The sequence below is a fragment of the Pseudomonas sp. B21-028 genome (genome assembly GCF_024749045.1).
Lineage (GTDB): Bacteria > Pseudomonadota > Gammaproteobacteria > Pseudomonadales > Pseudomonadaceae > Aquipseudomonas.
In genome coordinates this window covers 5976186-6003143 of record NZ_CP087184.1, presented here as the reverse complement: position 1 = coordinate 6003143, position 26958 = coordinate 5976186, and the positions used below count along the sequence as shown (strand labels likewise).

Below are 26958 nucleotides of genomic sequence, written 5' to 3'. Positions count from 1 at the left end.
CTAGTGCTCGATATGCTCATCCGGCCGCTTCGTCCGCCGCCCATCCTGCGTCGACAACTGGGAAAAAATCGTCGCCGCCAGCATCGCCATGGCCCCCACCGTCACGAACGTCAGCTGGAACGCGCCCAGCACCGTGTCGACCCCATCGTTGCCCACCTGGGCGGTAAAGCCGCCGAGCAGGGCGCCGGCACAGGCGACGCCGAGGCTCAGGGACAGTTGCGCTACCACGGACAGCAGGCTGTTGCCGCTGCTGGCGCTGGCATCGTCCAGGTCAATCAGGGTCACCGCGTTCATCGCTGTGAATTGCAGCGAGTTGATCGCCCCCAGCACCGCCAGTTGCGCCAACAGCAGCCAGTACGGGGTGTGCTCGCTGACCAAACCCATGCTCGCCAGCATGATGCCCAAGGCCAGGGTGTTTCCGGTCAGGACGATGCGATAGCCCAGGCGTTCGATCAATGGCCGGGCCAGGGATTTGGCAACCATGGCCGCCGCCGCCAGGGGCAGCATGCTCATCCCGGCCTGGGACGGTGAATAACCCAGGGCCACTTGCAGCAGCAACGGCACCAGGAAGGGCAGGGCGCCGCTGCCCAGGCGGGCGAAGAGATTGCCCAGGATGCCTACTGCGAAAGTCCGGGTCTTGAACAGCGACGGCGCGAACAGCGGATTCTCGACGTGTCCGGCCCGCAACCAATAAGCCGCCAGGCAGGCCATGCCGCCGAACAGCAGCAACATCACCCGCAAGTGCGGCAAATGCAATTCGCCCAGGCCCTCCATGGCGATGGTGATCAGCACCATCGCCGCGCCGAACAGCAGGAAGCCCACGCCATCGAAGCGGGTACGCTCGCCGCCACGCAGGTCAGGGATGAATTTCCACACCGCATAGCAGCCGATCATCCCCACCGGCAGGTTGATGATGAAGATCCAGTGCCACGTCAGGTACTGCACCATCCAGCCGCCCATGGTCGGGCCGAGCAGCGGGCCGAGCAGACCGGGAATGGTGATGAAGCCCATGATCCGCACCAGTTCCGAGCGTGGATAGGCTCGCAGTACCACCAGCCTGCCCACCGGCAGCATCAGCGCGCCGCCCAGGCCCTGGACCACCCGCGCACCGACCAGCATCGTCAGGGAACTGGACAAGGCGCACAGCAACGAGCCGAAGCTGAACAACAGGATCGCGCCGAAGAAGATCTTCTTGGTGCCGAAGCGGTCGGCGATCCAGCCCGAGGCCGGGATCAGCAACGCCACGGTGAGCATGTAGGCAATGATCACGCCCTGCATGCGCAGCGGGTTCTCCGCCAGGTCACTGGCCATGGCGGGCAGGGCAGTATTGAGGATCGTCCCGTCAAGGGACTGCATGAAGAAAGCAATCGCCACGACCCACGGGAGCCAGCGGGCGGTGGTTGCGTCGAGCGGTGCACGGTTGGGCATGGGGCCTCTTGTATGGCGTATTAAACAGGGTGCAGTGATGCTTTTGTGGCTAGAGGATGTATCTGTGGCGAGGGGATTCATCCCCGCTGGATTGCAAAGCAGCCCCCAAACGGCTGAACGCGATCAGTCTGGTCCACCGAGCTGACAGGTCCGGGGCTGCTTCGCAGCCCAGCGGGGATGAATCCCCTCGCCACAGGAAATCTCATACATCAAGGTCATTGTTTTACAACGTCAACGTCAACCGCTTGACCAACGCCCCAGGCAACAACATCGAGGCCGTGGCCCGCTGGCTGTAGGTGCTTGCCGAGAGCAGGAGTTCCCGCTCCCGGGTCAGGCTTTCGAGTTGCGAGCCGAGCAGGCTGTAGACGCTGTCATCGAAGCGCATAGTGCTGACCGGTGCCTGGATTTGTCCGTTTTCGACCCAGAATGTGGCGAAGCGGGTCATGCCGGTCAAGCGTGCGGCTGGCTGATCCGAGTAGTTCAGGTACCAGAGGTTGCTGATATACAAGCCAGTGCCGAGGCGCTCGAGAATGTATTTCTGCTCCAACTGGCCTTCCTGCATGACCAGCGCCGTGGGGTATTCGTAGCTGCTCGCACCGTTGGCGGTGAGGCCGTATTCGGCGGCGCTGCGGGAATTGATCAACCGGGCGTTGGCCGTGCCCTTGGCGATCAGCGCCAGGTCGTCGCGCGGATAGCCTTCATCGGAAAACCCGGGGCTCAAGGAGCCGCTCACCTGCTCGCTCAGCCAGACGACCGGGCTGAGGTACGCATCGCCGGCGTAGAGTTTCTGCAAGGGGCTCTGCTTGCTGGCAATTGCCCGGGCGGAAAATCCCCCTTCGCTGAGCATGATCATGATCTCTTCCAGGGCGGCGGGCGCGAGGTAGGCGCGGTATTCACCGGGCGGCAGCGTGCGCAGCGGCCGGCCGAGAAATGCCAGTTGCTCGCGGGCGTGTGCAAAGCGCTGGGCAAACCCTTCGCTGCTCCATTCATGGCCGGCGTAGCGGGCTTTCACCGCCTGGCCGTTTTCGTGGAACAGGCTGAAGTCGAAGTTGAAGCTATTGGCTTGATGCCAGCCAAACGCCCCCGAAGAACTGGCGAAACCTCGGCTGATGGGGCCGGCGGCGTAGATCCCCACCAGGTCCACGCCTTCCGCGGCCCGGGCGATTTCGGCCACGGCCTGTTCGGTCTCCGGCAGCGGATGGTCCTGCACATGGTTGCTCTGCCAGTGATTGTGGTTGAGCAACAGGTAAGGATCCGGCGGCAGCAGTGGCAGGGTATCGCGCAGTTGTTGCAGGCCTTCGCTCAAGCGCTGCAAGTCTGTCTCGGTCTCGCCGGACAAGGTGATCTGCAGATCGGCGTGGCGCCCGTCATCGATCAGTTTGAAACTCACGCTGGCCTGTTGCACCTGGCCGGCCTGGCGCACCTTGCCATGGTTGAAGCGTACGAAGGCCGAGGACTCCCCGGCGTAGCCCAGGGTGAATTGTTCGGATTCATGCAGCGCAGCGTGTAGCCAGTCGACCAGCGCCTTGAATGCCTCGGCTTGATTGTTGACGGTACTCATCAAGCGTCTCCCCCAAACACATCTACGTTGCTGAACACACAGGCTGGCGACGCATGGCCGACGCGGATGACCTGGTTCGGTTCGCCCTTGCCGCAGTTCGGCGTGCCCAGCACCCGGGAGGTACTGGCATCGCCCACGGCCCGCAGGCTCTTCCAGAATTGCGCGGAAATGCCTCGGTAGTTGGGATTCTTCACCACGCCCTTGAGCTCCCCGTTTTCGATCAACTGGCCCCATTCGCAGCCGAACTGGAACTTGTTGCGTGCATCGTCGATGGACCAGGAGCGGTTGGTACGCATCAGCACGCCGCGCTCGATGTTCTGGATCAACTGTTCCAGGGGCTGATCGCCCGGCTCGATGTTCAGGTTCGCCATGCGGTCGATGGGCGCGCGGTTCCAGCCGCAGGCGCGGCTGTTGGCGACGCCGTCCAGGCCTGCGCGAAACTGTGACAGCGCGCCGCCCAATGGGCGCAGCAACAAGCCTTCGCGAATGAGGAACTGCTTGCTGGCGGCGCTGCCGTCGTCATCATGGCTGTAGCTGGCCAGTTCCTCGGGAATGTCCGGGTCGAACGTCACGTTCAGCAGGCTGGAGCCGTACTGCAAATGGCCGAAATCGCTGGTCTTGACGAAGCTGGTGCCGGCGTAGTTGCGCTCGTCCCCCAAGATGCGGTCCAGTTCCAGCGGGTGGCCGATGGATTCATGGATCTGCAACATCATCTGGTCTGGCATCAACAGCAGGTCCCGCGGGCCTTGCGGCGTGTTCGGCGCCATCAGCAATTGCAGCGCCTGATCGGCAATTTTTTGCCCGGCACCGATCAGGCCGCAACGGCTGATCACATCGAAGCCACCCTGCTGGCCGAAGTTCTCGCGACCCAGGGTGCGGGTCTGGCTGTCATGACCGTCGAAGGCGGTGACGTCCAGTGCCGGATAGATGAAACGCTGGGCCTGACGCAATTCGGCGCCGGCACTGTTGAGGTAGATCTGCTCGACCTGGGTCAAGCCGATGCTGACCTGCCAGTTCACCAGACGTTCGTCCTGGGGCACCGTCGCCGATTCGTCGCCGAGTAATTGGTAGCAATCGCCCAAGGAGGGGAACGCCTGGTCGAAATGCGGCGAGAAGTAATCGGCACGGTCGCTGGCCACCGCCTGCTCGCGCAGGTCGAGCAAGGCGTGGGGCTTGAGCCGGCGGGCCCGTTGCTCGGCGTGTTCGAGTGCTGTTTGCAGGCCGGCCTGGGACAGGTCGTTGGTGGCCGCATAGGCTTCGACACCGTTGACCCGCACGGTGAGCATCGCCCCTTCGTCACGACCCAGGCTGGGCGGTTCGGCGATGTTCTTGCGCACCGACAGATGCTGGCCGGACTCGCGCACGTAACGCAGGGAAAAGAATTCAGCGCCCGTGCGCAAGGCAGCAAAACGCTGCTTGAGCTGGGGGTGGAAGTCGAACATGAAACCTCCTTGTCTGGAGTGGCGGTGCAGCGAGGTGCGGCGCATTGACGCGGCGGCTCTAGAGTAGGCCTGGGCGGGGGAGGGATCAAGGGATGTGGGAGGTCAGGACGCACGCTATCGCGAGCAGGCTCGCTCCCACAGGGGATCTGTGTCGGACACAATATTTGTGTTCACAACGGACTCTCTGTGGGAGCGGGCTTGCTCGCGAAGGCGGTGTGACAATCGATGAAGATGTCGGATATGCCGGCCTCTTCGCGAGCAAGCCCGCTCCCACACTGGACCTTAGTGGTCACAAGAGTTGTGTCCTTCGGAGATCCCTGTGGGAGCGAGCCTGCTCGCGATAGCCGCGCTGCGGTGTTACTGCACGGTTGGCGCCACCTCGCGCACCGGCTTGCCCTTGACCGGCGCATCGCCGGCCACATAGTACGGCGCGGTGCTGCGTGGCAGTGGCTTGCGGCCGCGGATCTTGTCGGCGATTTTCTCGGCGATCATGATTGTCGGCGCGTTCAGGTTGCCGGTGGTGATGATCGGCATGATCGAGGCATCCACCACCCGCAGGCCTTGCATGCCATGCACGCGGCCTTCACCGTCCACCACCGCCATGTCGTCGGTGCCCATCTTGCACGAGCAGGACGGGTGGAAGGCGGTTTCGGCGTGTTCGCGGATGAATTGGTCCAGTTGCTCGTCGGTCTGCACCTCGATGCCCGGGCTGATCTCGCGCCCACGGAACGGGTCCAGCGCCGGCTGCTGCATGATCTCGCGAGTCAGGCGGATGCCGTCGCGGAACTCTTGCCAGTCCTGCTCGGTGGCCATGTAGTTGAACAGGATGCTCGGGTGCTGGCGCGGATCCTTGGACTTCGCCTGGATCCGGCCCCGGCTTGGCGAGCGCATGGAACCCATGTGCGCCTGGAAGCCGTGCTCCTTCACACCGTTGCTGCCGTTGTAATTAATCGCCACCGGCAGGAAGTGATACTGGATGTTCGGCCATTCGAATTCCGGACGGCTGCGGATGAAACCGCCGGCCTCGAACTGGTTGCTGGCGCCGATGCCGGTGCCGTTGAACAGCCATTCGGCACCGATGGCCGGCTGGTTGTACCAGAGCAGCGACGGATACAACGAGACCGGTTGGGTGCAGGCGTATTGCAGATAGAGCTCCAGGTGGTCCTGGAGGTTTTCACCGACGCCCGGCAGGTCGTGGACCACCGGGATGTCGAGGCTTTCCAGCAGTTTGGCCGGGCCGACGCCGGAGCGTTGCAGGATCTGCGGCGAGGCGATGGCGCCGGAGCACAGCAGCACTTCCTTGCGCGCCCGGGCTTCGACGCGCTCTTCAGCGGCGCCCACCAGGTAACGCACACCCACGGCACGCTTGCCTTCGAACAGGATCTTGTCGGTCAGGGCATGGGTGACGATGGTCAGGGTCGAACGCTTCTTGGCCACATCCAGGTACCCGCGCGCTGTGCTGGCGCGCCGGCCATTCGGCGTGACGGTGCGGTCCATCGGGCCGAACCCTTCCTGCTGGTAGCCGTTGAGGTCTTCGGTACGCGGGTAACCGGCCTGCACGCCGGCCTCGACCATGGCGTGGAACAGCGGGTTGTTGCCGGGCTTGGGCGTAGTCACGCTGACCGGGCCGTCGCCACCGTGATAGTCGTTCGGGCCGATGTCCCGGGTTTCGGCTTTCCTGAAATAAGGCAGGCAGTCCAGGTACGTCCAATCCTCGAGACCGGGCAGTTTTGCCCAGTTGTCATAGTCCAGGGCGTTGCCACGGATGTAGCACATGCCGTTGATCAACGAAGAGCCGCCCAGGCCCTTGCCACGACCGCACTCCATGCGCCGGCCGTTCATGTGTGGCTCGGGATCGGTTTCATAGGCCCAGTTGTAGCGTCGGCCTTGCAGCGGGAACGCCAGGGCGGCGGGCATCTGCGTGCGAAAGTCGAGGCGATAGTCCGGGCCGCCGGCTTCGAGCAGCAGGACGGTGACGCCTTCGTCTTCGGTCAGGCGGGTGGCCAGGGTGTTACCGGCGGAGCCGGCACCGATGATGATGTAATCGAATTCTTGGGACATGAAATGCACCCTCTTTTTGAATTGGGTTCAGGTCGCGCTTGCCGGGATGCCACGTAACCTGTGGCGAGGGGATTCATCCCCGTTCGGCTGCGCAGCAGTCGCAAAATCAGCAACTGGTTGTGTCTGAAGGCATGCAGCGTCTGGATTGGGGCTGCTACGCAGCCCAGCGGGGATAAATCCCCTCGCCACAAAGGCTTCACTCCAGATCTCGCGCCGACTCAGAACACCGACGCGTAATCGCCCAACTCGACCTGTACCGATTTGATGCGCGTGAAGTTGTTCAGCGAACTGATGCCGTTCTCGCGGCCCACGCCCGATTGTTTGTAGCCACCGACCGGCATCTTCGCGTCGGACTCGCCCCAGGCGTTGATCCAGCAGATACCGGCTTCCAGTTGGTGGATCACGCGGTGGGCGCGGTTCAGGTCGCGGGTCACGACACCGGCGGCCAGGCCGAACTCGGTGTCGTTGGCGCGGCGGATCACTTCTTCTTCGGTTTCGTAGCTGAGGATCGCCATCACCGGGCCGAAGATTTCTTCCCGCACGATGGTCATCTCGTCGGTGCAATCGGTGAACACGGTCGGCGCGACGAACGCGCCCTTGGCGAACTCGCCCTCGGTCAGGCGCTTGCCGCCACACAGCAGGCGTGCGCCTTCGGCCTTGCCCTTCTCGATATAGCCCAGCACGCTCTCCATGTGGGCGAAGCTCACCAGCGGGCCGAAGTTGGTGTTTTCGTCCTCTGGGTTGCCGATGCGGATGCGCGCCACGCGCTCGGCGATCTTGGCTTCGAACGCAGCCTTGAGATGGCTTGGCACGAACACGCGGGTGCCGTTGGTGCAAACCTGACCGGAACTATAGAAGTTGGCCATCATCGCGGTGTCGGCGGCGCGATCCAGGTCGGCGTCGTCGCAGATGATCAGTGGCGACTTGCCGCCCAGTTCCATGGTCACGTCCTTGAGCGACGAGCTCGAGGCGCTGGCCATGACTTTTTTGCCGGTGTCGGTGCCGCCGGTGAACGAGACTTTCTCGATGCGCGGGTGCTCGGTCAGCCAGGTGCCGACTTCACGGCCGCTGCCGGTCAACACGTTGAAGACTCCAGGCGGAACGCCGGCTTCGGTGTAGATCTCGGCCAGCTTCAGGGTGGTCAGCGAAGTGACTTCGCTTGGCTTGAAGATCATCGCGTTGCCGGCCGCCAGGGCCGGTGCGGACTTCCACAACGCGATCTGGATCGGGTAGTTCCACGCACCGATCCCGGCCACGATGCCCAGGGGCTCGCGACGGGTGTAGACGAATGAGGTATCGCGCAACGGGATCTGCTCGCCTTCAATGGCGGGCACCAGGCCGGCGTAGTATTCCAGCACGTCGGCGCCGGTCACGATGTCGACGTAGCGGGTTTCGGAGTAGGCCTTGCCAGTGTCCAGGGTTTCCAGGGCGGCCAGCTCATCGTTGCGCTCGCGCAGGATGTCGACGGCGCGGCGCAGGATCCGCGAGCGCTGCATGGCGGTCATGGCGGCCCAGATTTTCTGGCCCTTTTCAGCACTGGCCACGGCGCGCTCGACGTCTTCTTTCGTCGCACGCTGCACTTGGGCAAGCACTTCACCGTTGGCAGGGTTGATGGCTTCGAAAGTGGCGTCGCCGCTGGCATCGCTGTACGCGCCATCGATGTAGAGTTTTTGCAGTTCGAAACGGGCCATAAAGTCCTCGCAAGTGCATAAGTGGTTGGCTGCCCCCGTGCGCGTCTTCTAAAGCTGACTACGCGGCTCGGCGGCGGTTCAGGTTCAGGAGTCGAGCGGTTCTGTGTGCTCTGGCGCCCCTGCCTTGCCCAGTTGGAAATCCATGTATTCGTAAGCGATCCGGTGTGCCTGGGCGGTGTCGAACGCGTCTCCCGACAGCGCCCCGCGCAGCCACAAGCCGTCAATCAGCGCGGCCAGGCCCCGTGCCGCGCTGCGTGCCTCGTCAAGGGGCAGGGCGCGGCGGAACTGGCCACACAGGTTGGAATACAGACGGTGATCGTTGATCCGCTGCAACCTGTGCAATGACGGGTGATGCATGCTGGTGGCCCAGAAGGCCAGCCAGGTTTTCATTGCCGGGCCATTGACCTGGCTGGCGTCGAAGTTGCCTTCGATGATTACTTTCAGGTGCGCTCGCGGACTCTTGTCCTCCAGCGCCAGCCGGCGCGCGGTGACGTTCTCGCTCAGCACCTTCATCAGGTACTGGGCCGTGGCCGCGATGAGGCCATTCTTGTCTTGGAAATAGTGACTGATGATGCCGTTGGACACGCCGGCCAAACGGGCGATCAGTGCAATGCTGGCGTCCCCCATGCCGACCTGATCGACAGCCTGCAACGTGGCTTCGATCAATTGCTGGCGGCGGATGGGCTGCATACCGACCTTGGGCATTGGGTGCGTTTCCTCGGGTCATTTGGCGAACGGAGACTGTCCGGCGGAGCGATAAACAGTCTATTTTGTTTTGATTGAACGTTCAATCAATAAAAAAACGGGCGTACTTCAAGGTTCAAGGATCGCTTTCCAGGAATGCAAAACCCTGTGGAAGCGAGCCCGTGGGAGCCGAGCTTGCTCGCGATGAACGATGACGCGGTTTGCAGTTAAACCGTGTCGACTCCATCGCGAGCAAGCTCGGCTCCCACGGGCTCGCTCCCACAGGGTTGAGATTTAGCCCAGGTTCTTGCCAAGCAGTGCGTGGTACAGCTCGCTGTCGCCGAGTATTCCGACTACTTTCTGGTTATCGTGGAGCACCAGTTTATTGCCGGTCTGGTAACGGATCTGCAACGCGTCGCGCATGCCGATGTTGGAGTCCACCAACGTCGGACGACGACCCAGGCCTTCGACGGGTTGCCCCTGGACCCAGTTCTGCAGGTCCAGTGCTGCGCCGTTCTGGCGTGCACCCTTGATGGTGTTGCCTTCGGCCAGGTCGAGCCAGGAGTCGCCACCCGGATCCAGGCACACCGAACCGTTGATGCGCTTGCAGTTGTCCAGGGTGCGCATCAGGCTGCGGCCACACAGGACGTTGAGCGGGTTGGTATGGGCGACGAAAGTGCGCACATAGTCGTCCGCCGGGTTCAAGACGATTTCTTCCGGCTTACTGTACTGGATGATCCGGCCGTCTTTCATGATCGCGATCCGGCTGCCCAGCTTCAGGGCTTCGTCCAGGTCATGGCTGACGAACACGATGGTCTTGCTCAACTTGCGTTGCAGCTCCAGCAGTTCGTCCTGCAGGCCTTGGCGGATCAGCGGGTCGAGGGCCGAGAACGGTTCGTCCATCAACAGAATGTCGGCGTCCATCGCCAGGGCGCGGGCCAGGCCGACCCGTTGCTGCATGCCGCCGGACAACTCGTCGGGCTTCTTGTTGCGCCACTGGGCCAGGCCCACCAGCTCGAGTTTCTCATCCACCAGCTTGCGCCGTTCCTTTTCCGGACGGCCCTGCATTTCCAGGCCGAAGCTGATGTTCTCGCGCACCGTCAGCCAGGGCATCAGGGCGAACTTCTGGAACACCATGGCGATACGCTTGGTGCGCATCATCTTCAGTTCGACGGGGCTGCAGGAGGCAATGTCGATCTGCCGGCCTTCATGCTCGACGAACAACTTGCCACGGCTCACGGTGTTCAGGCCGTTGATGCAGCGCAGCAGGCTGGATTTGCCGGAGCCGGAGAGGCCCATCAGCACGCAGATTTCGCCTTTCTCGATGTCCAGGCTGGCTTTTTCCACGCCAACGATTTGCCCGGTCTTCTTCAGGATCTCGTTGCGGGTCATGCCTTGGTCGAGCAGTTTGAGGGCTTCGCGTGGATCCTTGGCGAAGATCACATCGACCTGATCGAAGCGGATTATGCTCATGCGTCACCCCCTGCTTTGGCGTCGGGTTGTTTGCAGATACGGTCGAGCATGATCGCCAGCAGTACGATCGCCAGGCCGGCTTCGAAGCCCAGGGCGATATCGGCGGTGTTCAGTGCGTTGACCACGGGTTTGCCCAGGCCGTCGGCACCTACCAGCGCGGCGATCACCACCATCGACAGCGACAGCATGATGCACTGGGTGACACCGGCCGCGATGCTTGGCATCGCATGGGGTAGTTCGATACGCGACAGGAGCTGGCGACGGGAGCAGCCAAAGGCCTTGCCGGCGTCCATCAGTTCTTCCGGAACGTCGCAGATGCCCAGGTAGGTCAGGCGGATGGGCGCGGCAATCGCGAACACCACCGTGGAGATCAGACCCGGGACCACACCCAGACCGAAGAGGGTCAGGGTAGGAATGAGGTAGACGAAGGTCGGTACGGTCTGCATCAGATCGAGTACCGGACGCATCATGGTGTAGAACATCGGCTTATGCGCGGCAACAATGCCCAGCGGCACACCGATCACGACGCAGACCAGGGTGGCGAACAGCACCTGGGCCAGGGTTTCCATGGTTTCCTGCCAGTAACCCAGGTTGAGGATCAACAGGAAGGAGGCAATGACGAATACGGTGAGGCCCCATTTGCGCTGGATGAAATGCGCCAGCAGGGCAATCAGGCCAATCAAGGCCAACGGGTTGAACCAGGTCAGCGCAAATGTCACGCCGTGAATCATCGTTTCCAGGAACAGTGCGATGGCGTCAAAGGTGCTGGCGCCATGTTGCGTCAACCATTCGACGAAGCTCGCAATGTACTGGCCCAAGGGTATTTTCTGATCAATCAGCATGGTAGTGAACGTCCGCATGCAAGGGATAAACAGCCCGGGCGGGTGGACCCGCCCGGCATAACTATTACTGTGCGAGCTTGGCTTTCACGGCCTCCAGGCCAGGTTTACCGTCAATGGTGGTCACGCCAGCGAGCCAGGTATCGAGTACCTGTGGGTTTTTCTGCAGCCAAGCCTTGGCGGCAGCTTCAGGCTTCATCTTGTCGTCCAGGACGTTGCCCATCAGTTTGCTTTCCATGTCGACCGTGAACTCGAGGTTCTTCAACAGCTGGCCAACGTTACTGCATTCCTGGGTGTAACCCTTGCGGGTGTTGGTCGCCACGGTGGCGGCGCCAAAATCCGGACCGAAGAAATCGTCGCCGCCGGTCAGGTATTCGATGCTGAAACGGGTGTTCATCGGGTGTGGTGCCCAGCCGAGGAACACGACGTCGGTGCCGCGCCTGGAAGCACGGTCGACCTGGGACAGCATGCCCGCTTCGCTCGACTCGACAACCTTGAAGCCGGCGTCCTTCAGGCCGAAGGCATTCTTGTCGATCATGCCCTGGATCAGGCGGTTGCCGTCGTTGCCCGGTTCGATGCCGTAGATCTTGCCGTCGAGTTCCTTCTTGAACTTGGCAATGTCGGCGAAGTCGTGCAGGCCTTTGTCGTACAGGGCCTTGGGCACGGCGAGGGTGTACTTGGCGCCCTTGAGGTTGGTGCGCACGGTTTCCACGGTGCCGGCGTCGCGGTAGGCCTTGATGTCGTTTTCCATGGTCGGCATCCAGTTGCCGAGGAACACGTCCATGTTCTTGCCGTCGGCCAGGGACTTGTAGGTCACCGGCACGGAAATCATGGTGGTCTTGGTCTTGTAGCCCAGGGCCTCGAGAATCACGCTGGTAGTGGCGGTAGTCACGGTGATGTCGGTCCAGCCGACGTCGGAGAAGTTAACAGTGCTGCACTGTGCGGGTTCAGCAGCGTTGGCCAGCATGGGAAGACTCAGCATGGCGGCCAACAACAACTTCTTGGAACCTTTCATGAGTGGACTCCTGGTGTTTTATCGGCGGTGCCCGGTCGGGACAGCCGCGCTTTTTATTGGATGTTGCAGTTGGGGCGCGTGAACACTGTTCTGACACGCGGCCTTGAAAACGAGCCGTAACCGATCATGTACCAGTGCAAATCTGTCGCCTACAGGGTGAGTCGTATCCAGTACAGGGAGGGTCGCATCCAGTGTCGGTGACGTCGTTTACAGATTTTTTCCGCCTCTGACAGGTCTTTGGCACGCAAAAAAACGGCGAAAAACCCTGTCATGGGACGGGCGACGTTGGTGGGCATAATTGCGTCGGTGTCAGACGTCGACCCCTGTTGCAAAAGCCGGATGATGCGGCCATCCCGGCGTTGAGCGTAGCAGCTCCGTCACCGGGCGCTCCTGCGCCCGGATGTGCCCGTTCTGGAGGTTCTAGGCAATGGCAATCAGTGTATTCGACCTGTTCAAAATCGGTATTGGCCCGTCCAGCTCTCACACGGTCGGCCCGATGCGCGCCGCGGCGCTGTTTGTCGAGGCGTTGCGGGCAAAGGCGCTGCTGAACGACGTGCGGCGGGTCGAGGTGCAGCTTTATGGTTCGCTGTCGGCCACCGGCATCGGCCACGGCAGCGATACCGCGGTCATCATGGGCCTGATGGGTGAGTGGCCGGATGCGATCGATCCGTCGCAGATTGCACCGCGCATCGCCCAGTTGCGCGAAACCGAGACCCTGCAACTGGATGGTCGCCTACCGGTGCCTTTCGTATGGTCCCGGGACATGCGCCTGCTCGACGAGAACCTGCCGTTTCATCCCAATGCCATGACGTTGGTGGCCGAAGGCGCCAGTGGTGAGTTGTTCCGCGACACCTATTATTCGGTTGGTGGCGGTTTTGTCGTCGATGAGGCCCAGGCCTCCAGCGGCGTAGCGGACCTGGATACCACCCAGTTGCCTTACGATTTCTCCAGCGCCGAAGAACTGCTCACGCTATGTCGCACCCACAACCTGCGCGTGGCCGAACTGATGATGGCCAACGAAAAGGTCTGGCGCTCGGAAGAAGAAATCCGCAGCGGGCTGATGAAGCTCTGGCGGGCCATGCAGGATTGTGTCGAGCAGGGTCTCAAGCATGAAGGCATCCTGCCCGGCGGTCTGAACGTGCGTCGGCGCGCGGCCAAGTTGCACCGCAGTCTGCAAGAGTTGAACAAGCCGAATGTCATCGGCTCGACCCTGAGCGCGATGGAGTGGGTCAACCTCTTTGCCTTGGCGGTCAACGAGGAAAACGCCGCTGGCGGGCGCATGGTGACGGCGCCGACCAATGGCGCGGCGGGGATCATTCCGGCGGTACTGCACTATTTCATGAAGTTCAGCGAGGCCGTTACCGACGCCAACGTGGTGGATTATTTCCTCGGCGCGGCGGCAGTGGGCATCCTGTGCAAGAAGAACGCCTCTATTTCCGGCGCCGAAGTCGGTTGCCAGGGCGAAGTGGGCTCGGCCTGCGCCATGGCGGCGGCGGGCCTGGCGGAAATTCTGGGAGCCACGCCGGAGCAACTGTGCAACGCGGCGGAAATCGGCCTGGAACACAATCTTGGCCTGACTTGCGACCCGGTGGGCGGTCTGGTTCAGGTGCCTTGCATCGAGCGCAACGCGATCGCCGCGGTAAAAGCCATCAATGCGGCGCAAATGGCGTTGCGCGGTGACGGCCAGCATTTCATCTCCCTCGACCGGGTGATCCGCACCATGCGTGATACCGGCGCCGACATGCACGACAAGTATAAAGAGACGTCGCGCGGTGGGTTGGCGGTCAGCGCGGTGGAGTGCTGATAGAGACCTGCGCGGTCCTTGTGGCGAGGGGATTTAGCGAAACGTCGCACCGCCCCGCTGGGCTGCGAAGCAGTCCCGATTTCAGACACTCATGGTTGTCTGAAGAACCACAGGGCCGCTTCGCGCCCCAGCGGGGATAAATCCCCTCGCCACAAGAGCCTTGGAACTGCTCAATAAATGAACATTACGCCATAAACCCGCCACCTTTTAGCGCGTCGCAATCAGATAAGACCCCTGTTGTCGGATCAGCCGGTGCGCAGCTTTCGACCGTTCGTCCCCCGCGCTTGCGGTGACACTGTGGCGAAACCGGCGCAGCCCAGTTCCCACAAGTGATACCGAACTGCTCACCGCCCGCAGTGGCAGGCGTCAGATGCCCTTGATGACCCCGATAATCCACACGCAATACGCGCCTTATTTAGACGGCTCGGCATGTCGTTTTCAGGATTTGTTGAATGCGTATTCAAATTTAGGCACGGCAATTGCTCTATCCATAACAAAGCCCGTCTCCTGCGTAGAGACCGAGGGCAATCACCAATAAAAAGAGCCTCCGCCTGAGGCCATCACCCGCTTTGTGTGAGGAGATACCGCCATGACGTCGACCCACTCCGGGGCTCAACCCCAGAACCGTGCGCCTCAGTCCATCGGCTTTTTGCTGCTGGACAATTTCACGCTGATTTCCCTGGCGTCCGCAGTGGAACCTCTGCGCATGGCCAACCAGCTATCCGGTCGCGAGCTATATCGCTGGACCACCCTCACCGTGGATGGCGGGCAGGTATGGGCCAGTGATGGCCTGCAGATCACCCCGGACGCCTCCATGCACAAGGCTCCGGCCCTGGATACCGTTATCGTCTGTGGCGGCATCGGCATCCAGCGCACCGTTACCCGCGAACACGTGTCCTGGCTGCAAGGCCAGGCCCGTCAGTCCCGTCGCCTTGGCGCGGTCTGCACCGGCAGTTGGGCATTGGCCTGCGCCGGTCTGCTCGATGGGTTCGATTGCAGCGTGCACTGGGAATGCCTGGCGGCGATGCAGGAAGCCTTCCCGCGAGTGTCGATGAGCACCCGCCTGTTCACTCTCGACCGTAACCGTTTCACCAGCTCCGGCGGCACCGCGCCGCTGGACATGATGCTGCACCTGATCAGTCGCGACCATGGTCGCGAGTTGTCGGCGGCCATCTCGGAAATGTTTGTCTATGAACGTATCCGCAACGAGCAGGATCACCAGCGTGTGCCGCTCAAGCACATGCTCGGCACCAACCAGCCGAAGTTGCAGGAAATCGTCGCGCTGATGGAGGCCAACCTCGAAGAGCCGATCGACCTGGACGAACTGGCGGTATATGTCGCCGTGTCCCGGCGTCAGCTGGAGCGGCTGTTCCAGAAATACCTGCACTGCTCGCCGTCGCGCTATTACCTCAAGCTGCGACTGATCCGTGCACGGCAACTGCTCAAGCAGACGCCGATGTCGATCATCGAAGTGGCATCGGTGTGCGGCTTTGTCTCCACGCCGCACTTCTCCAAGTGCTACCGCGAATACTTCGGCATTCCACCACGGGACGAGCGCGTCGGTTCCAACACCACGCAACAGGTGGCGATGATGCCGTTGCCACAGGCCCTGGTGCTGTCGCCGTTGTCCGGTCCGCTGTCGGCGTTGAGCCAGGCGCGTAACGAGTCGACGTTTGCCAGCGTAAGGCTCTAAACCGAGGCGCTTTCATCGCGAGCAAGCTTTGCTCCCACAGGCCTGGACTGCTCCCAAGGGTTGCATTTGTGTCCAACTTCTTGGAGGCAGTCCAGGCATGTCGATAAGCCTGCGGGAGCAAAGCTTGCTCGCGATGGGTTTTTCAGGCGCTGTGGTTCTGCTGGTATTGCGCCAGTGCCGGCAACAGCTGCTTATCGATCGCCTGGCGCACGGCCGGCAGGATGGTGGCGCTGCTGGTGTACATCTCCTTGACCATCCGGCGCAGTTCATTGGCACGAGCCTTGTCCAGGCCGCGCACCGCACACTCGCAGGCCTGCTCGGCGGTAGAGCCGCTGGGTATCTGGAGGCCGAGAGCCTTGAGCTGGCCCAGCAGGTCTTCCTGGTCGATCAAATCGGCGTGCATCATGACGCTTTTCCTTGTTCATGGATGGGGGCGTGATCCGATTCTGGTAGCCACCCGAAGCGGCGGCAAGGGCAAATCGTCGCGATGACCTATATGGCTATGAGCGTGTCGTTTTCGGCTAACTGACGCTGATCGGGACTGGGCACACTGGCCTCAAGCTGAATCACGATGGTTTGGTCACCCTCGCGCGACAGCTCCTCCAGTAACGCCTCCTGCCCCGATCCTGTCACGGCTTGATCGGGGATTTTTTTGCCTGCGTTGTCCATGCCGACGCCATCGCGAGCAGGCTCGTTTTCACATAAAGCCCCATTTCCCTGTGGGAGCGAGCCTGCTCGCGATGGCCGCGGCGCGGTCTAGCGCTGCAACACCAGAATCCGCGACAGCAACTCATCCCGATCCACATAGCAGCCCTGGAAATGCCGCGCCCCGGTGGCCGGGTCGAAGGCGTTGCGGGCGTGGAGGGTGCGGCGGTTGTCGAAGCACCACAACTGGCCGGGCTCCAGCCGCTGTGTCAGGCGAAATGACGGCTCGCGGGTCAGGGCGATGAAGCGCCGGTAGGCGCGGTAGAGCCTGGGCATCTGCTCGACCGAGGTGTCGAACGGCCCGCGCAGGAAGTTGGCCATGCGGATTTCCGCAACCTGCCCCAGCGCGTCCAGCGCGATGATGGGCGCCAGGCAGCGATAGTCGCTGTGGCGGTCCTTGTTGCGGAACTCCACCGGGATCTCGCATAACGCGGCAAAGGCCTCGGGGTCTTCCTGGCGCAAGGCTTCGGCGATGGCGAAACCGTCGACGAAAATGCTCTCGCCGCCGGCGGCGTCATTGACCAGGCAATGCAGGAACTGCAACCCTGGCTGCAATTCCCGGGTCGGCAAGTCGCTGTGCAGCGGCAGGTTGAAGGCGGTGTAGGCATTACTGTCGGCATCGGCCTTGGATTGCACATTGAACAGCACGCCGAAGTTGCTCTCGCGGATGAACGAGATGCGCTGGGCAAGCTGTTTCAGCGAACCGGGTTCGGTGGGCACGCCGCGCACCTGGGTCAGGCCGATGTCCCGTACCGCCAGCAGCCATTGCAGCAGCGCGTCGGTATCTTCCATCAGCGTCGGGTAATCGAATACCGGCAAGTGCAGATCGTGTTTCCATAATTGGCGCTTGGCCTTGCCTGCCAGGCGCTCGACCCTGGATTCATCATCGTAGGCGTGGGCGCGCAGCCAGCCCGGATCGAAGCGGCTGCGGTGGCCGTCCTGCCAATCCACGCACAGGCAGTCTTCGGCATCGAGGTTGATCGCGCCAGGCGCCAGGTCCTCGGGCACATCGACGATTTCCAGCACCTGTTCCCGGGTAACGGTATAGACACAGTCTGGGCAGGGGCAGTTATCCCGTAGCCATTGATGATGAAACGGGCTGATCCGGCCGTCGGCCCAGGTGACCTGTATCCGGTCGGCGAAAGGGCTTGCCGCAGTCAACGCGCAAACCCGGGGGTAGCGCCGGGAGTCGGCAACAGCGGCAGCGGTGTTCATGGCGATCTCCTTGTCGAGGTTCAGCGGGCAGGAGGCAGGGCGATGACCCGACCGATGCAGGCCGGCGATGGCAGGTCGGATTGTTCGCTGATCAAGGCCTTGAGTTTGCCCAGGGTCGGCTCGGTGAAGGGGGCCGAGCGCGGGCCCGCCAGATCGACGTGCAGCAACATCTGCTCGTTGCCCGCCAGCTCCTTGTCCCCGCCAACCAGGTGCAGGCTGTGGTAGAGATGCAGGCGTTTGGCGTCGTGACCGATGATCTGCGTATGCACCTCGACGTCGGCGTCGACCTTCACTTCGTGCAGGTAATTGAGGTGCAATTCGAGGGTGAACAGCGAGTGGCCGCTGGCGTCGCGGTTCTGGCTGTCCATGTCGAGCATGTCCATCAGCGCGTCGGTGGCGTAGCTGAAAATCAGCAGGTAGTAGGCGTCGCGCAGGTGGCCGTTGTAATCGACCCATTCGGGGCGGATGTGGGTTCGGTAGGTGGTGAGGGTGGGCATGGTTCAGGTTCCGACAATTATGTTGGTTGGGCGGACGCTATCGCGAGCAGGCTCGCTCCCACAGGGTTCTACTGAGTGAAATCAATCATGTTCACACCGCCAAATACCTGTGGGAGCGAGCCTGCTCGCGATGGGGCCAGAGGGACAGGCCCGGAAATCAAGGTTTACTCAGTGAAGGCCATGCCATGCCTGGCCTTGGTGGCCCTTACCGCCTCCAGCACCGCCAGCAGGCAATCGTCGCGATAGCGCTCCAATGCTGAGATGCTGTGATTGCCCAGTTGTGCGCTGGTCCCATCCACCACGTCATCGATCAGCTTCTCGGTCAGTTCGGGGGCCGGCAGGTAGGTCCACGGCAGTTGCAACGCCGGGCCGAACTGGGCCATGAAATGACGCATCCCGGCATCGCCACCGGCCAGCGTGTACGTCAGGAACGTACCCATGAACGACCAGCGCAGGCCGGCGCCAAAACGGATGGCATCATCGATTTCGCCGGTGGTCGCCACGCCGTCGTTGACCAGGTGCAGGGCTTCGCGCCAGAGCGCTTCAAGCAGTCGATCGGCGATGAAACCGGGCACTTCCTTGCGCACGTGCAGGGGGCGCATGCCAAGCGATTCATAGACCTGCATGGCGGCCCGGATGGCTTCGGGCGCGGTGTTCTTGCCACCGACCACTTCCACCAATGGCAGCAGGTAGACCGGGTTGAACGGGTGACCGACCACGCAGCGTTCCGGATGGGTGGCGCCTTCGTAGAACTCGCTCGGCAACAACCCGGACGTGCTGGAGCCGATCAGCGCGTTGGGTTTGGCGGCGGCGCTGATCTGGCTGTGCAGGTCGAGTTTGAGGTCCAGGCGCTCGGGCGCGCTCTCCTGGATGAAGTCGGCATCGCGCACGCATTCTTCGATGGTCGCGACAAAGCGCAGCCGGTCCTGGGAGGCGTCAGGCGCCAGGCCTTGTTTCTCCAGTGCGCCCCAGGCACTGGCGACGCGTTTGCGCAGCGCTGCCTCGGCACCCGGTGCCGGGTCCCAGGCCACCACGTCCAGGCCATGGGCCAGGGCCCGGCTGACCCAGCCGCTGCCGATGACGCCACTGCCCAGGGCGGCGAAGGTCTTGATGTCGGTGATAAAGCTCATGGTGGTTTCCTGAAAAGGGTCGGTAATCTTCTGTGGGAGCAAGGCTTGCCCGCGATGACGGCGGCACATTCAACGCGGATGTGGACTGTTCAATCGCCATCGCGGGCAAGCCTTGCTCCCACAGAGGGGAGAGTGGAGGGGGCGGTCAGCTGCGCTTGATCAGGCCCATTTTCTTGCGGCCTTCAGCGGGCGTGAGCACGCGGGCACCGAGGCGGCTGAGGATTTCGCCGGCTCGTTCCACCAGTTGGCCGTTGGTGGCGAGCACGCCTTTGTCCAGCCACAGGTTGTCTTCCAGCCCGACCCGCACGTTGCCGCCCAGCAGCACCGCCTGGGCGGCCATCGGCATCTGCATGCGACCGATGCCGAAGCCGGCCCACACCGCGTCTGCCGGCAGGTTGTCGACCATGGCTTTCATGGTGGTGGTATCGGCCGGCGCGCCCCAAGGAATGCCCAAGCAAAGTTGGAACAGCGGGTTGTCCAGCAGGCCTTCCTTGATCATCTGTTTGGCGAACCACAGGTGGCCGGTGTCGAAGATCTCCAGTTCGGCCTTGACCCCCAGCTCGGTAATGCGCCTGGCCCCGGCCCGCAGTTGTGCCGGGGTGGAGACGTAGATGGTGTCGCCGTCGCCGAAATTCAGGGTGCCGCAATCCAGGGTGCAGATTTCCGGCAGCAGCTCTTCGACATGGGCCAGGCGGGTCAGCGGTCCCACCAGGTCGGTGTTGGGACCAAACTCCATCGGCCGCTCGCCGCCGCCGATCTCCAGGTCGCCGCCCATGCCGGCGGTGAGGTTGACGATGATGTCCACGTCGGCCTCGCGGATGCGCTCCATCACTTCGCGGTACAGCGCCACGTCGCGGCTGAACTTGCCGGTCTGCGGATCGCGGACGTGGCAATGGACCACCGTGGCCCCGGCCTTGGCGGCTTCGACGGCGGCCTCGGCGATCTGTTTCGGTGTGACCGGCACGTGGGGGCTCTTGGCGGTTGTGTCGCCAGCACCGGTGAGTGCGCAGGTGATGATGACGTCGTGGTTCATGGTGCGGTTTCCTTCAGGCGTAGTGAGTCACTGCGCAGCCGGACGGGCGCCGCGCAGAGGGATAACGTTCGATCAGTTACTGGTCAGTTTCAGGTTGTCGGCGGCCGGCTTGCCGTCGAAGGTGGTCACGCCTTCGAGCCAGCGCTGCTTGTCCTGGGGATGGTCCTTGAGCCATTGCCGGGCCGATTCGAGCGGATCCTTGTGATCCAGCAGCGGCTGCATCATCCGGCTCTCGTCCTCGGCGGTGAAGGTCAGGTTGCTCAGCAACCGGCTGACGTTCGGGCATTGTTCGGCGTAGTTCGGCGCCGTGACGGTCCATACCGTGGCCATGCCTTCATTCGGGCCGAGGGCGTCTTCGCTGCCGGTGAGGTAGGTCATTTGTACGTTGACGTTCATCGGGTGCGGCGCCCAGCCGAAGAACACCACGGCTTCCTTGCGTCGCACGGCACGGTCCACGGCGGCGAGCATGCCGGCCTCGCTGGACTCCACCAGTTGGAATTTGCCCAGGCCGAACTGGTTCTTGGCGATCATCGCCTTGATCTGGGTATTGGCGCCGGAGCCGGGTTCGATGCCATAGATCTTGCCGCCCAGCTCCTTCTCGAACCTGGCGATGTCGGCGAAAGTCTTCAGGCCCTTGTCGGCCAGGTAGGTCGGCACGGCCAGGGTGGCGCGGGCGTCCTTCAGGCTGGGTTGCTCCAGTACCTTCACCTGCTTGGCCTCGACGAACGGCGTGATGGTCTGGGTCATCAGCGGGTTCCAGTAGCCCAGGAACAGGTCCAGGCGCTGGTCACGGATGCCGGCGAAGATGATCTGCTGGGAGGCGCTGGTCTGTTTGGTCTGGTAGCCGAGGCCGTCGAGCATCACCTGGGTCAGGGCGCTGGTGGCGATGACGTCGGTCCAGTTGACCACGCCCAGGCGCACGTTCTGGCACGCGGCGGGTTCGGCGGCCAGGGTGGCGGCGCTCATGCCCAGGAAGGTGGTACCGCTGAGTGCAAGAACGCAGGAGCTGATCAGTCGTTTCATGTCGGGTTCCTCGGCAGCTTATTGTTATGGGTTCCGGCGTCTGCGCGCCGGTGATGCCAAGTTACGCAGCCGACCCTTTCGCAAAACGCACTGCGGCGACTCGCACTTGCACTGCGGCGACCTCTTGAACGGCTCTGGCAAGTGGCGTATCAAGATCTCCACGCTACCCGTCGAGTGCGCCATGTCCCAGGATTTCTACTTTCTGCTGATGCCGGGCTTTTCGGCCATCGGTTTCATTTCGGCCATCGAGCCGTTGCGGGTCGCCAATCGCTTTCGCGGCGAACTGTACCGCTGGCATGTGTTGAGTGCCGATGGCGGCGCGGTCCTGGCCAGCAACGGCATGTCGGTCAACGCCGATGCCGCGCTGGAACCGTTGAAGAAGGGCGCAACGTTGTGGGTGGTGGCGGGGTTCGAGCCGCTGAAGTTCGCCACGCAGGCATTGCAGCGCTGGTTGCATCGGCTGGACAAGGAGGGCGTGACCCTGGGCGGCATCGATACGGGCAGCGTGGTCCTGGCCGACGCGGGGCTGCTGGAAGGGCATCGGGTGACCCTGCACTGGGAGGCCATCGAGGCATTCAAGGAGTCCTATCCGCAGCTCAGCGTGACCCAGGAACTCTTCGAAATCGACCGTCGCCGCATCACCTGTGCCGGGGGCACTGCCTCCATCGATCTGATGCTGGACCTGATCGGCCAAGCCCACGGCGCCGACCTGGCGATTCAGGTCAGCGAACAATTCGTGCTCGGCCGCATCCGTCCGCGCAAGGATCACCAGCGCATGGAGATCGCCAGCCGCTACGGCATCCGCAACAAGAAGCTGGTGCATGTCATTGGTGAGATGGAAACCCACAGCGAACCGCCCCTGAGCACCCTTGAGCTGGCCGAATCCATCGGCGTCACCCGGCGCCAGCTCGAACGGCTGTTCCGCCTGCACCTGAACGACACCCCCAGCAACTTCTACCTGCGCCTGCGCCTGGAAAAGGCCCGGCAACTGCTGCGCCAGACCGACATGAGTGTGCTGGAGGTGAGCATCGCTTGCGGGTTCGAGTCACCGTCGTATTTCACCCGCAGTTACCGGGCGAGGTTCGAGCGGTGCCCTCGGGAGGATCGGCGCAAGGTGGTCTGATGGCCGAACACGGGCTTCTGTGGGAGCGAGCCTGCTCGCGATGACGGTGGCAAATCCGATAGGGATACCTACTGATCCACCGCCTTCGCGAGCAGGCTCGCTCCCACAGGAGATCTGCTTATTGCTTCATCAGCGCCGCGCACGCCGTTTTGTACGCCTCATGCTGATACTTGTTCAGCGTCGCTGGCAGGGCGAAGTCGTGTTTCTTGTGTTGCGCGTTGATTGTCTGCGGTGACAGCAACGTCACGTCGCAACCCTCCAGCAACTGCAAGACCCCTTCGATTTTGAAGGTGGTCGGGCCGCCGGCAAACTCGCCTTTCTTGCCGCGTTTCTTGATGGCGATGCGTTCGATAGCGTTTTCGGCGACGAACGCCCGTACCCGGGCAGCGAAAGCCTTGACGTTGGCGGCTTCGTCATCATCGTCCAGAGCGATTTTCCGGGTGTTCAGCGCGACGTGACTCAATGTCTGTTGGTCCAGCGAAGCGACGGCGATGATCGCTTCGCTGCCTTTGATTTCGATGCCGCAGATAATCATTCGAGCCTTCGGAGTTGGGGGACATGAGGCTCAAGTCTATCCATATCGGAGCTGGGGGACGTGGTGATTTTTATTGCCTCAGTCCAGGGACTTGCGCAAATCCAGCATGATTTTGTCGAAGTAGTCGACCCGGATGACGCCGAAGCGGGGGTACTCGAAGTCCAGGATCACATACAACACGCCGACCATGACCGCCGCGTAGCCCAGGCTGTGCAGCCAGTGACGCTGCGCCGTACCGGCCATGCCGTAGCCGATCAGCACGGCGCTGACCAGGGTCATGGTCACCAGCATCAGGTAGATGATCAGTGGCGGGTGGGTTTCGTGGGCCACGGCGCGGGTGGTGGTGATATCGATCATTTCGTTTTGCGCCTGCAACGCACTGACCCCAAGGGTCGGCGTGGGCATCTGCAGCAGGGCGGCGACGGTGTGTTTCCAGATGGTTTGCTGCAAGTCATTGGCCCGGTCATGGGCGGCTTCGTCGATCTCGTCCTCGCGCAAGTCGCGGTAGTAGTCGATCCGGGCGTCGACATAATCCCTGAACGCCTGGCGTACCGCCGGTTGCTCGCCGGCCGGTAGCAGGTCCAGGCGCAGCCAGGCGGTGCCCATTGCGTTGGTTTCGGCAACGATCAGCGCTCGCCGTTGATCCAGGCGCGAGGCCGCGCCGGAGAAGGTAAAGGCAATCAGCAGCGCCAGCAGGCCGAACACCGCGCCTTCAATCGCGCCAATGCCCTGGCGGGCACCCTCCGGGTCCAGGGCAAGATGACGGTTGCCGATCCTGCGACCGGCCTCGATGCTCAACACGATGGCGATGAAAATGACCACGCCGTAGAGGGGCAGGACGGTAAGCGCGTGCATACGAAAATCCCTTGATTGTCGTGCTCGACTTGTCTGTACGGCTGGATCCGGCCGATGCCCGGTGGGTGCCTCAAAGGGTGAAGTTGTCCCGTCCCTGGATGGAGAAGCTGCCCTGGATAAGGCTTCCGGCGGGTCCGAAAGTGAAATTGCCAAGGTAGGTTTCTTCCTCATGATTGAAAATCACTGAGACGGAGCCGTTGTCGGCATCGTTGGTCAGGAAGCATGTCTGGCCGTTCTCTGCCCACATTGTCCAGTAAGTGACGTGCACCTTTTGCTCCCCGATCACCAGGGTCTCGGTGGTCACCTCGGGGTCGAACACCATTTCGATGCCGCGAATGACCCGCTCAGGGGCCGTGTCGTCCGGCACCTGGACGGCGGAAAGGGTCAGGCGCAGCTTTCGGTCCGTCGTGTAATAGTCGTAGGCAAAATTGATCATGGTGGACTGGAACGGCGCACCGTCTTCCAGTTGAGCGACCGCATTGCCGGATGAGGGATTTTTCCGCGTCTGGGGAAGAGTATGTTGGGTCAGCATGATCAGCTCCCTGGCGATTAGGCCAAAGTCACGTGAATTCCTGTCACGTGCTGATCCTAGGCTTCTCCGTTTCGCCCGCCTACTGTCAGAGTTGACAGTAGGCGGCTGGTGGCCTGTATGGCTGATTCAATGATCGGATTAACCGGAAAAGCTACTAGAGTTCCAGTTGATCGGCGTGGATACCAAAGGCCGCGGCGATTTTCTCGCGAGTGGCCCGGCGGGGTTTTGCAACGGACTCCTGCTGGGCGAAGGCCGGTTGCGAGATGCCCAGGCGCCTGGCAACGTCGTCCTGGGTCAGGTTCAAATGTTCGCGCCAGGCACGGATGGGGGTTGCGCCGTCTACGATTCGGCTGACGACTTCATGGGGAACTAGATTGCTATTCACTAGCTAATTTACTCCTGTCCGATCGACTCCAAAAACTCCGACCGATCATCGCTCACCTGGGCCATGCAGTCGTTCTCAGCGATCTTGTACGCTTCGCTGCCCGGTTTGGCCGGGAAGGCGGCGATGACGCAGTCGGCGTCGCGCTGCTTCTGCCACAGTTGCTGGGCGGCCTTGATCTTGGCGGTGATGTCGTTGAGCTGGGCCTTGTCGCTGCCGTAGCGGGTCTGCAGGCGTTCGTTCAGGCTTTGCAGGTTTTCGCTCAGCAGTTGTTCGGCAGCCGTCTTGCCGTAGGCGGAGCAGGCGAGGGTCTGGACGTCGTTTTCAACGGCGTCGCAGGGGTTCTGTTCGGTGTCTTCAGTCGCGTGGGCGACGGTGCTGATCAGTGCCAAAGCCAGGAAGATTGATTTCATTGCGTTGCCGCTCGAGTCCAGTGAAAACCAGTGATGCAGCGGATTCTGGCGCAAGCGCCGGGCAAAGAACAGACGGCGAGGGTGGGCCTCGCGCAGCCCTTTGTCGCGTATTGACGCTTTCGGCAATTCCCCTGTCGTTTTTGCACCGGGTCGCCATGGCCCTCAGGCATATGCTGGCCCCAAAGCGCCGGCAGACGATTCGGCGCATGAAATCCGATAAAAGGGGACTGCCTGATGAGCCCAGCCGAATTGCACGCCGACAGCATCGTTATCGACGGGCTGATCATTGCCAAATGGAACCGCGAACTGTTCGAAGACATGCGTAAGGGCGGCCTGACCGCTGCCAACTGCACCGTGTCGGTATGGGAAGGCTTCCAGGCCACCATCAACAACATCGCAGCCAGCCAGAAACTGATCCGCGAAAACAGCGACCTGGTGATCCCGGTGAAAACCACCGCAGACATCCGTCTCGCCAAGGAACAGGGCAAGACCGGCATCATCTTCGGCTTCCAGAACGCCCACGCCTTCGAAGACCAGCTCGGTTATGTCGAGATCTTCAAGCAGCTCGGCGTCGGCGTGGTGCAGATGTGCTACAACACCCAGAACCTGGTCGGCACCGGTTGCTACGAGCGCGACGGCGGCCTGTCGGGCTTCGGTCGTGAAATCGTCGCCGAGATGAACCGTGTCGGCATCATGTGCGACCTGTCCCACGTCGGTTCCAAGACCTCCGAAGAGGTCATCCTCGAGTCGAAGAAGCCGGTCTGCTATTCCCACTGCCTGCCGTCCGGCCTGAAAGAGCACCCGCGCAACAAGTCCGATGAAGAGCTGAAGTTCATCGCCGACCACGGTGGCTTCGTCGGCGTGACCATGTTCGCGCCGTTCCTGGCCAAGGGCATCGATTCGACCATCGACGATTATGCCGAGGCCATTGAATACACCATGAACATCGTCGGTGAAGACGCCATTGGCATCGGTACCGACTTCACTCAGGGCCATGACCAGGCGTTCTTCGAGATGCTGACCCACGACAAGGGCTATGCCCGTCGTCTGACCAGCTTCGGCAAGATCATCAACCCCCTGGGCATTCGCACCGTGGGCGAGTTCCCGAACCTCACCGAAACGCTGCTCAAGCGCGGCCATTCCGAGCGAGTGGTACGCAAGATCATGGGTGAGAACTGGGTGAATGTTTTGAAAGACGTCTGGGGCGAATAAACGCCGCTGCTGCACTGAATCCTTTACCTGCGGCCAACCGCGTCGCAGGCAACATCACGAATTTCCGGAGTCAAGTTTCAATGGCCAAAATCGCCCCTCAACTGCCTATCGAAGTCGACAGCGAAACCGGTGTCTGGACCTCCGACGCCCTGCCGATGCTCTATGTGCCGCGTCACTTCTTCGTTAACAACCACATGGGTATCGAGGAAGTGCTGGGCGCCGACGCCTACGCCGAGATCCTCTACAAGGCCGGCTACAAATCCGCCTGGCACTGGTGTGAAAAAGAAGCCGAATGCCACGGCCTGGAAGGCGTCGCGGTGTTCGAGCACTACATGAAGCGTCTGTCGCAACGTGGTTGGGGTCTGTTCAAGATCCAGGACATCGACCTCGACAAAGGCACCTGCAGCGTCAAGCTCGAACATTCGGCATTCGTCTATGTGTACGGCAAGGTCGGGCGCAAGGTCGACTACATGTTCACCGGCTGGTTCGCCGGTGCCATGGACCAGATCCTCGCTGCTCGCGGTAGTTCGATCCGTACCGTGGCCGAACAGGTCTATGGTGGTTCCGAAGAAGGCCACGATGACGGCCTGTTCATCACCAAGCCGTTGTAAG

The 26958-nt window shown here is 62.0% G+C and carries 25 protein-coding genes and 1 pseudogene; 5 read left to right on the top strand and 21 right to left on the bottom strand.

Annotated features, from left to right (window positions below):
- From mdtD to LOY35_RS26080, 9 genes are all read right to left on the bottom strand, one after another.
- The gene (mdtD, locus tag LOY35_RS26120; protein WP_258628796.1) at positions 1 to 1428 is read right to left on the bottom strand and encodes a multidrug transporter subunit MdtD; all 1428 of its coding nucleotides are present in this window, start codon (positions 1426 to 1428) and stop codon (positions 1 to 3) included.
- 223 nt (positions 1429 to 1651) lie between these two features.
- Positions 1652 to 2989, bottom strand: a complete 1338-nt coding sequence (locus LOY35_RS26115; protein ID WP_258628794.1) for a TldD/PmbA family protein — start codon at positions 2987 to 2989, stop codon at positions 1652 to 1654.
- Positions 2989 to 4431 carry a TldD/PmbA family protein gene (locus LOY35_RS26110; RefSeq protein WP_258628792.1) on the bottom strand — a complete coding sequence of 481 codons (1443 nt, stop codon included), beginning with the start codon at positions 4429 to 4431 and terminating at the stop codon, positions 2989 to 2991. Before LOY35_RS26110 ends, LOY35_RS26115 begins: the two co-directional genes overlap by 1 nt.
- A 357-nt stretch (positions 4432 to 4788) precedes the next feature.
- A complete protein-coding gene (betA, locus tag LOY35_RS26105; protein WP_258628790.1) occupies positions 4789 to 6492 on the bottom strand; it encodes a choline dehydrogenase in 1704 nt (567 codons plus the stop codon).
- 218 nt (positions 6493 to 6710) lie between these two features.
- On the bottom strand, positions 6711 to 8183 hold the full coding sequence (gene betB / locus LOY35_RS26100) for a betaine-aldehyde dehydrogenase (protein ID WP_258628788.1): 1473 nt from the start codon (positions 8181 to 8183) through the stop codon (positions 6711 to 6713).
- Between the two features lie 84 nt (positions 8184 to 8267).
- Complete coding sequence (betI, locus tag LOY35_RS26095; RefSeq protein ID WP_258628787.1) at positions 8268 to 8888, bottom strand: transcriptional regulator BetI; 621 nt, start codon at positions 8886 to 8888, stop codon at positions 8268 to 8270.
- Positions 8889 to 9161: 273 nt separating this feature from the next.
- Positions 9162 to 10340, bottom strand: a complete 1179-nt coding sequence (gene choV, locus LOY35_RS26090; protein WP_258628785.1) for a choline ABC transporter ATP-binding protein — start codon at positions 10338 to 10340, stop codon at positions 9162 to 9164.
- On the bottom strand, positions 10337 to 11182 hold the full coding sequence (choW, locus tag LOY35_RS26085) for a choline ABC transporter permease subunit (RefSeq protein WP_258628783.1): 846 nt from the start codon (positions 11180 to 11182) through the stop codon (positions 10337 to 10339). Before choW ends, choV begins: the two co-directional genes overlap by 4 nt.
- Positions 11183 to 11246: 64 nt before the next feature.
- Positions 11247 to 12194: a choline ABC transporter substrate-binding protein gene (locus tag LOY35_RS26080; protein ID WP_258628780.1), complete on the bottom strand. Its 948-nt coding sequence runs from the start codon at positions 12192 to 12194 to the stop codon at positions 11247 to 11249.
- Positions 12195 to 12621: 427 nt separating this feature from the next.
- Here LOY35_RS26080 and LOY35_RS26075 point away from each other — a divergent pair, with 427 nt between their 5' ends.
- Together LOY35_RS26075 and LOY35_RS26070 are read left to right on the top strand one after the other, a co-directional pair.
- Complete coding sequence (locus LOY35_RS26075) at positions 12622 to 13998, top strand: L-serine ammonia-lyase (RefSeq protein ID WP_258628778.1); 1377 nt, start codon at positions 12622 to 12624, stop codon at positions 13996 to 13998.
- 589 nt (positions 13999 to 14587) lie between these two features.
- On the top strand, positions 14588 to 15691 hold the full coding sequence (locus LOY35_RS26070) for a GlxA family transcriptional regulator (RefSeq protein ID WP_024776554.1): 1104 nt from the start codon (positions 14588 to 14590) through the stop codon (positions 15689 to 15691).
- A gap of 142 nt (positions 15692 to 15833) precedes the next feature.
- Here LOY35_RS26070 and LOY35_RS26065 read toward each other — a convergent pair whose 3' ends face one another.
- The 7 genes from LOY35_RS26065 to choX form a co-directional block, all read right to left on the bottom strand.
- On the bottom strand, positions 15834 to 16097 hold the full coding sequence (locus LOY35_RS26065; RefSeq protein ID WP_024776555.1) for a hypothetical protein: 264 nt from the start codon (positions 16095 to 16097) through the stop codon (positions 15834 to 15836).
- Between the two features lie 86 nt (positions 16098 to 16183).
- A complete protein-coding gene (locus LOY35_RS26060; protein ID WP_258628775.1) occupies positions 16184 to 16360 on the bottom strand; it encodes a hypothetical protein in 177 nt (58 codons plus the stop codon).
- 87 nt (positions 16361 to 16447) lie between these two features.
- Complete coding sequence (locus tag LOY35_RS26055; protein ID WP_258628771.1) at positions 16448 to 17611, bottom strand: gamma-butyrobetaine dioxygenase; 1164 nt, start codon at positions 17609 to 17611, stop codon at positions 16448 to 16450.
- Between the two features lie 20 nt (positions 17612 to 17631).
- Positions 17632 to 18108: a thioesterase family protein gene (locus LOY35_RS26050; protein WP_258628770.1), complete on the bottom strand. Its 477-nt coding sequence runs from the start codon at positions 18106 to 18108 to the stop codon at positions 17632 to 17634.
- Between the two features lie 164 nt (positions 18109 to 18272).
- On the bottom strand, positions 18273 to 19238 hold the full coding sequence (locus LOY35_RS26045; RefSeq protein ID WP_258628767.1) for an L-carnitine dehydrogenase: 966 nt from the start codon (positions 19236 to 19238) through the stop codon (positions 18273 to 18275).
- Positions 19239 to 19383: 145 nt separating this feature from the next.
- Positions 19384 to 20271: a 3-keto-5-aminohexanoate cleavage protein gene (locus LOY35_RS26040; RefSeq protein ID WP_258628764.1), complete on the bottom strand. Its 888-nt coding sequence runs from the start codon at positions 20269 to 20271 to the stop codon at positions 19384 to 19386.
- 72 nt (positions 20272 to 20343) lie between these two features.
- The gene (gene choX, locus LOY35_RS26035) at positions 20344 to 21294 is read right to left on the bottom strand and encodes a choline ABC transporter substrate-binding protein (RefSeq protein WP_258628758.1); all 951 of its coding nucleotides are present in this window, start codon (positions 21292 to 21294) and stop codon (positions 20344 to 20346) included.
- A gap of 181 nt (positions 21295 to 21475) precedes the next feature.
- Between choX and LOY35_RS26030 the strand changes: the two genes are divergently transcribed.
- Complete coding sequence (locus tag LOY35_RS26030) at positions 21476 to 22417, top strand: GlxA family transcriptional regulator (RefSeq protein ID WP_024776561.1); 942 nt, start codon at positions 21476 to 21478, stop codon at positions 22415 to 22417.
- A 118-nt stretch (positions 22418 to 22535) separates the two neighbouring features.
- Here the strand turns inward: LOY35_RS26030 and LOY35_RS26025 are convergent, their stop codons facing one another.
- The 5 genes and pseudogenes from LOY35_RS26025 to LOY35_RS26005 form a co-directional block, all read right to left on the bottom strand.
- Entirely contained in the window at positions 22536 to 22952 is a 417-nt protein-coding gene (locus LOY35_RS26025) for a DUF3010 family protein (RefSeq protein ID WP_258628756.1), read from the bottom strand.
- A 78-nt stretch (positions 22953 to 23030) separates the two neighbouring features.
- Positions 23031 to 23807 carry a DUF4239 domain-containing protein gene (locus LOY35_RS26020; protein ID WP_258628752.1) on the bottom strand — a complete coding sequence of 259 codons (777 nt, stop codon included), beginning with the start codon at positions 23805 to 23807 and terminating at the stop codon, positions 23031 to 23033.
- 70 nt (positions 23808 to 23877) lie between these two features.
- A complete protein-coding gene (locus LOY35_RS26015; RefSeq protein ID WP_258628748.1) occupies positions 23878 to 24339 on the bottom strand; it encodes a hypothetical protein in 462 nt (153 codons plus the stop codon).
- A gap of 154 nt (positions 24340 to 24493) precedes the next feature.
- Positions 24494 to 24715 (bottom strand): annotated as a pseudogene (locus tag LOY35_RS26010) (helix-turn-helix domain-containing protein); the annotation flags it as partial.
- A 17-nt stretch (positions 24716 to 24732) separates the two neighbouring features.
- The gene (locus LOY35_RS26005; RefSeq protein WP_258628745.1) at positions 24733 to 25134 is read right to left on the bottom strand and encodes a lysozyme inhibitor LprI family protein; all 402 of its coding nucleotides are present in this window, start codon (positions 25132 to 25134) and stop codon (positions 24733 to 24735) included.
- Positions 25135 to 25368: 234 nt separating this feature from the next.
- Between LOY35_RS26005 and LOY35_RS26000 the strand changes: the two genes are divergently transcribed.
- Together LOY35_RS26000 and LOY35_RS25995 are read left to right on the top strand one after the other, a co-directional pair.
- Entirely contained in the window at positions 25369 to 26346 is a 978-nt protein-coding gene (locus LOY35_RS26000; protein ID WP_258628743.1) for a dipeptidase, read from the top strand.
- An 80-nt stretch (positions 26347 to 26426) separates the two neighbouring features.
- The gene (locus tag LOY35_RS25995) at positions 26427 to 26957 is read left to right on the top strand and encodes a DUF5943 domain-containing protein (RefSeq protein WP_041021573.1); all 531 of its coding nucleotides are present in this window, start codon (positions 26427 to 26429) and stop codon (positions 26955 to 26957) included.
- Position 26958 lies beyond the last annotated feature (1 nt).

Coding starts and splice junctions, on each gene's coding strand:
- betA (WP_258628790.1), bottom strand. CDS start 6,492: ATGTCCCAAGAATTCGATTACATCATCATCGGTGCCGGCTCCGCCGGT.
- LOY35_RS26060 (WP_258628775.1), bottom strand. CDS start 16,360: ATGGACAACGCAGGCAAAAAAATCCCCGATCAAGCCGTGACAGGATCG.
- LOY35_RS26065 (WP_024776555.1), bottom strand. CDS start 16,097: ATGATGCACGCCGATTTGATCGACCAGGAAGACCTGCTGGGCCAGCTC.
- LOY35_RS26115 (WP_258628794.1), bottom strand. CDS start 2,989: ATGAGTACCGTCAACAATCAAGCCGAGGCATTCAAGGCGCTGGTCGAC.
- LOY35_RS26075 (WP_258628778.1), top strand. CDS start 12,622: ATGGCAATCAGTGTATTCGACCTGTTCAAAATCGGTATTGGCCCGTCC.
- LOY35_RS26040 (WP_258628764.1), bottom strand. CDS start 20,271: ATGAACCACGACGTCATCATCACCTGCGCACTCACCGGTGCTGGCGAC.
- choV (WP_258628785.1), bottom strand. CDS start 10,340: ATGAGCATAATCCGCTTCGATCAGGTCGATGTGATCTTCGCCAAGGAT.
- LOY35_RS26055 (WP_258628771.1), bottom strand. CDS start 17,611: ATGAACACCGCTGCCGCTGTTGCCGACTCCCGGCGCTACCCCCGGGTT.
- LOY35_RS26110 (WP_258628792.1), bottom strand. CDS start 4,431: ATGTTCGACTTCCACCCCCAGCTCAAGCAGCGTTTTGCTGCCTTGCGC.
- LOY35_RS26005 (WP_258628745.1), bottom strand. CDS start 25,134: ATGAAATCAATCTTCCTGGCTTTGGCACTGATCAGCACCGTCGCCCAC.
- LOY35_RS26070 (WP_024776554.1), top strand. CDS start 14,588: ATGACGTCGACCCACTCCGGGGCTCAACCCCAGAACCGTGCGCCTCAG.
- choX (WP_258628758.1), bottom strand. CDS start 21,294: ATGAAACGACTGATCAGCTCCTGCGTTCTTGCACTCAGCGGTACCACC.
- LOY35_RS25995 (WP_041021573.1), top strand. CDS start 26,427: ATGGCCAAAATCGCCCCTCAACTGCCTATCGAAGTCGACAGCGAAACC.
- LOY35_RS26025 (WP_258628756.1), bottom strand. CDS start 22,952: ATGATTATCTGCGGCATCGAAATCAAAGGCAGCGAAGCGATCATCGCC.
- LOY35_RS26045 (WP_258628767.1), bottom strand. CDS start 19,238: ATGAGCTTTATCACCGACATCAAGACCTTCGCCGCCCTGGGCAGTGGC.
- choW (WP_258628783.1), bottom strand. CDS start 11,182: ATGCTGATTGATCAGAAAATACCCTTGGGCCAGTACATTGCGAGCTTC.
- LOY35_RS26015 (WP_258628748.1), bottom strand. CDS start 24,339: ATGCTGACCCAACATACTCTTCCCCAGACGCGGAAAAATCCCTCATCC.
- betB (WP_258628788.1), bottom strand. CDS start 8,183: ATGGCCCGTTTCGAACTGCAAAAACTCTACATCGATGGCGCGTACAGC.
- mdtD (WP_258628796.1), bottom strand. CDS start 1,428: ATGCCCAACCGTGCACCGCTCGACGCAACCACCGCCCGCTGGCTCCCG.
- LOY35_RS26080 (WP_258628780.1), bottom strand. CDS start 12,194: ATGAAAGGTTCCAAGAAGTTGTTGTTGGCCGCCATGCTGAGTCTTCCC.
- LOY35_RS26030 (WP_024776561.1), top strand. CDS start 21,476: ATGTCCCAGGATTTCTACTTTCTGCTGATGCCGGGCTTTTCGGCCATC.
- LOY35_RS26050 (WP_258628770.1), bottom strand. CDS start 18,108: ATGCCCACCCTCACCACCTACCGAACCCACATCCGCCCCGAATGGGTC.
- LOY35_RS26000 (WP_258628743.1), top strand. CDS start 25,369: ATGAGCCCAGCCGAATTGCACGCCGACAGCATCGTTATCGACGGGCTG.
- LOY35_RS26020 (WP_258628752.1), bottom strand. CDS start 23,807: ATGCACGCGCTTACCGTCCTGCCCCTCTACGGCGTGGTCATTTTCATC.
- betI (WP_258628787.1), bottom strand. CDS start 8,888: ATGCCCAAGGTCGGTATGCAGCCCATCCGCCGCCAGCAATTGATCGAA.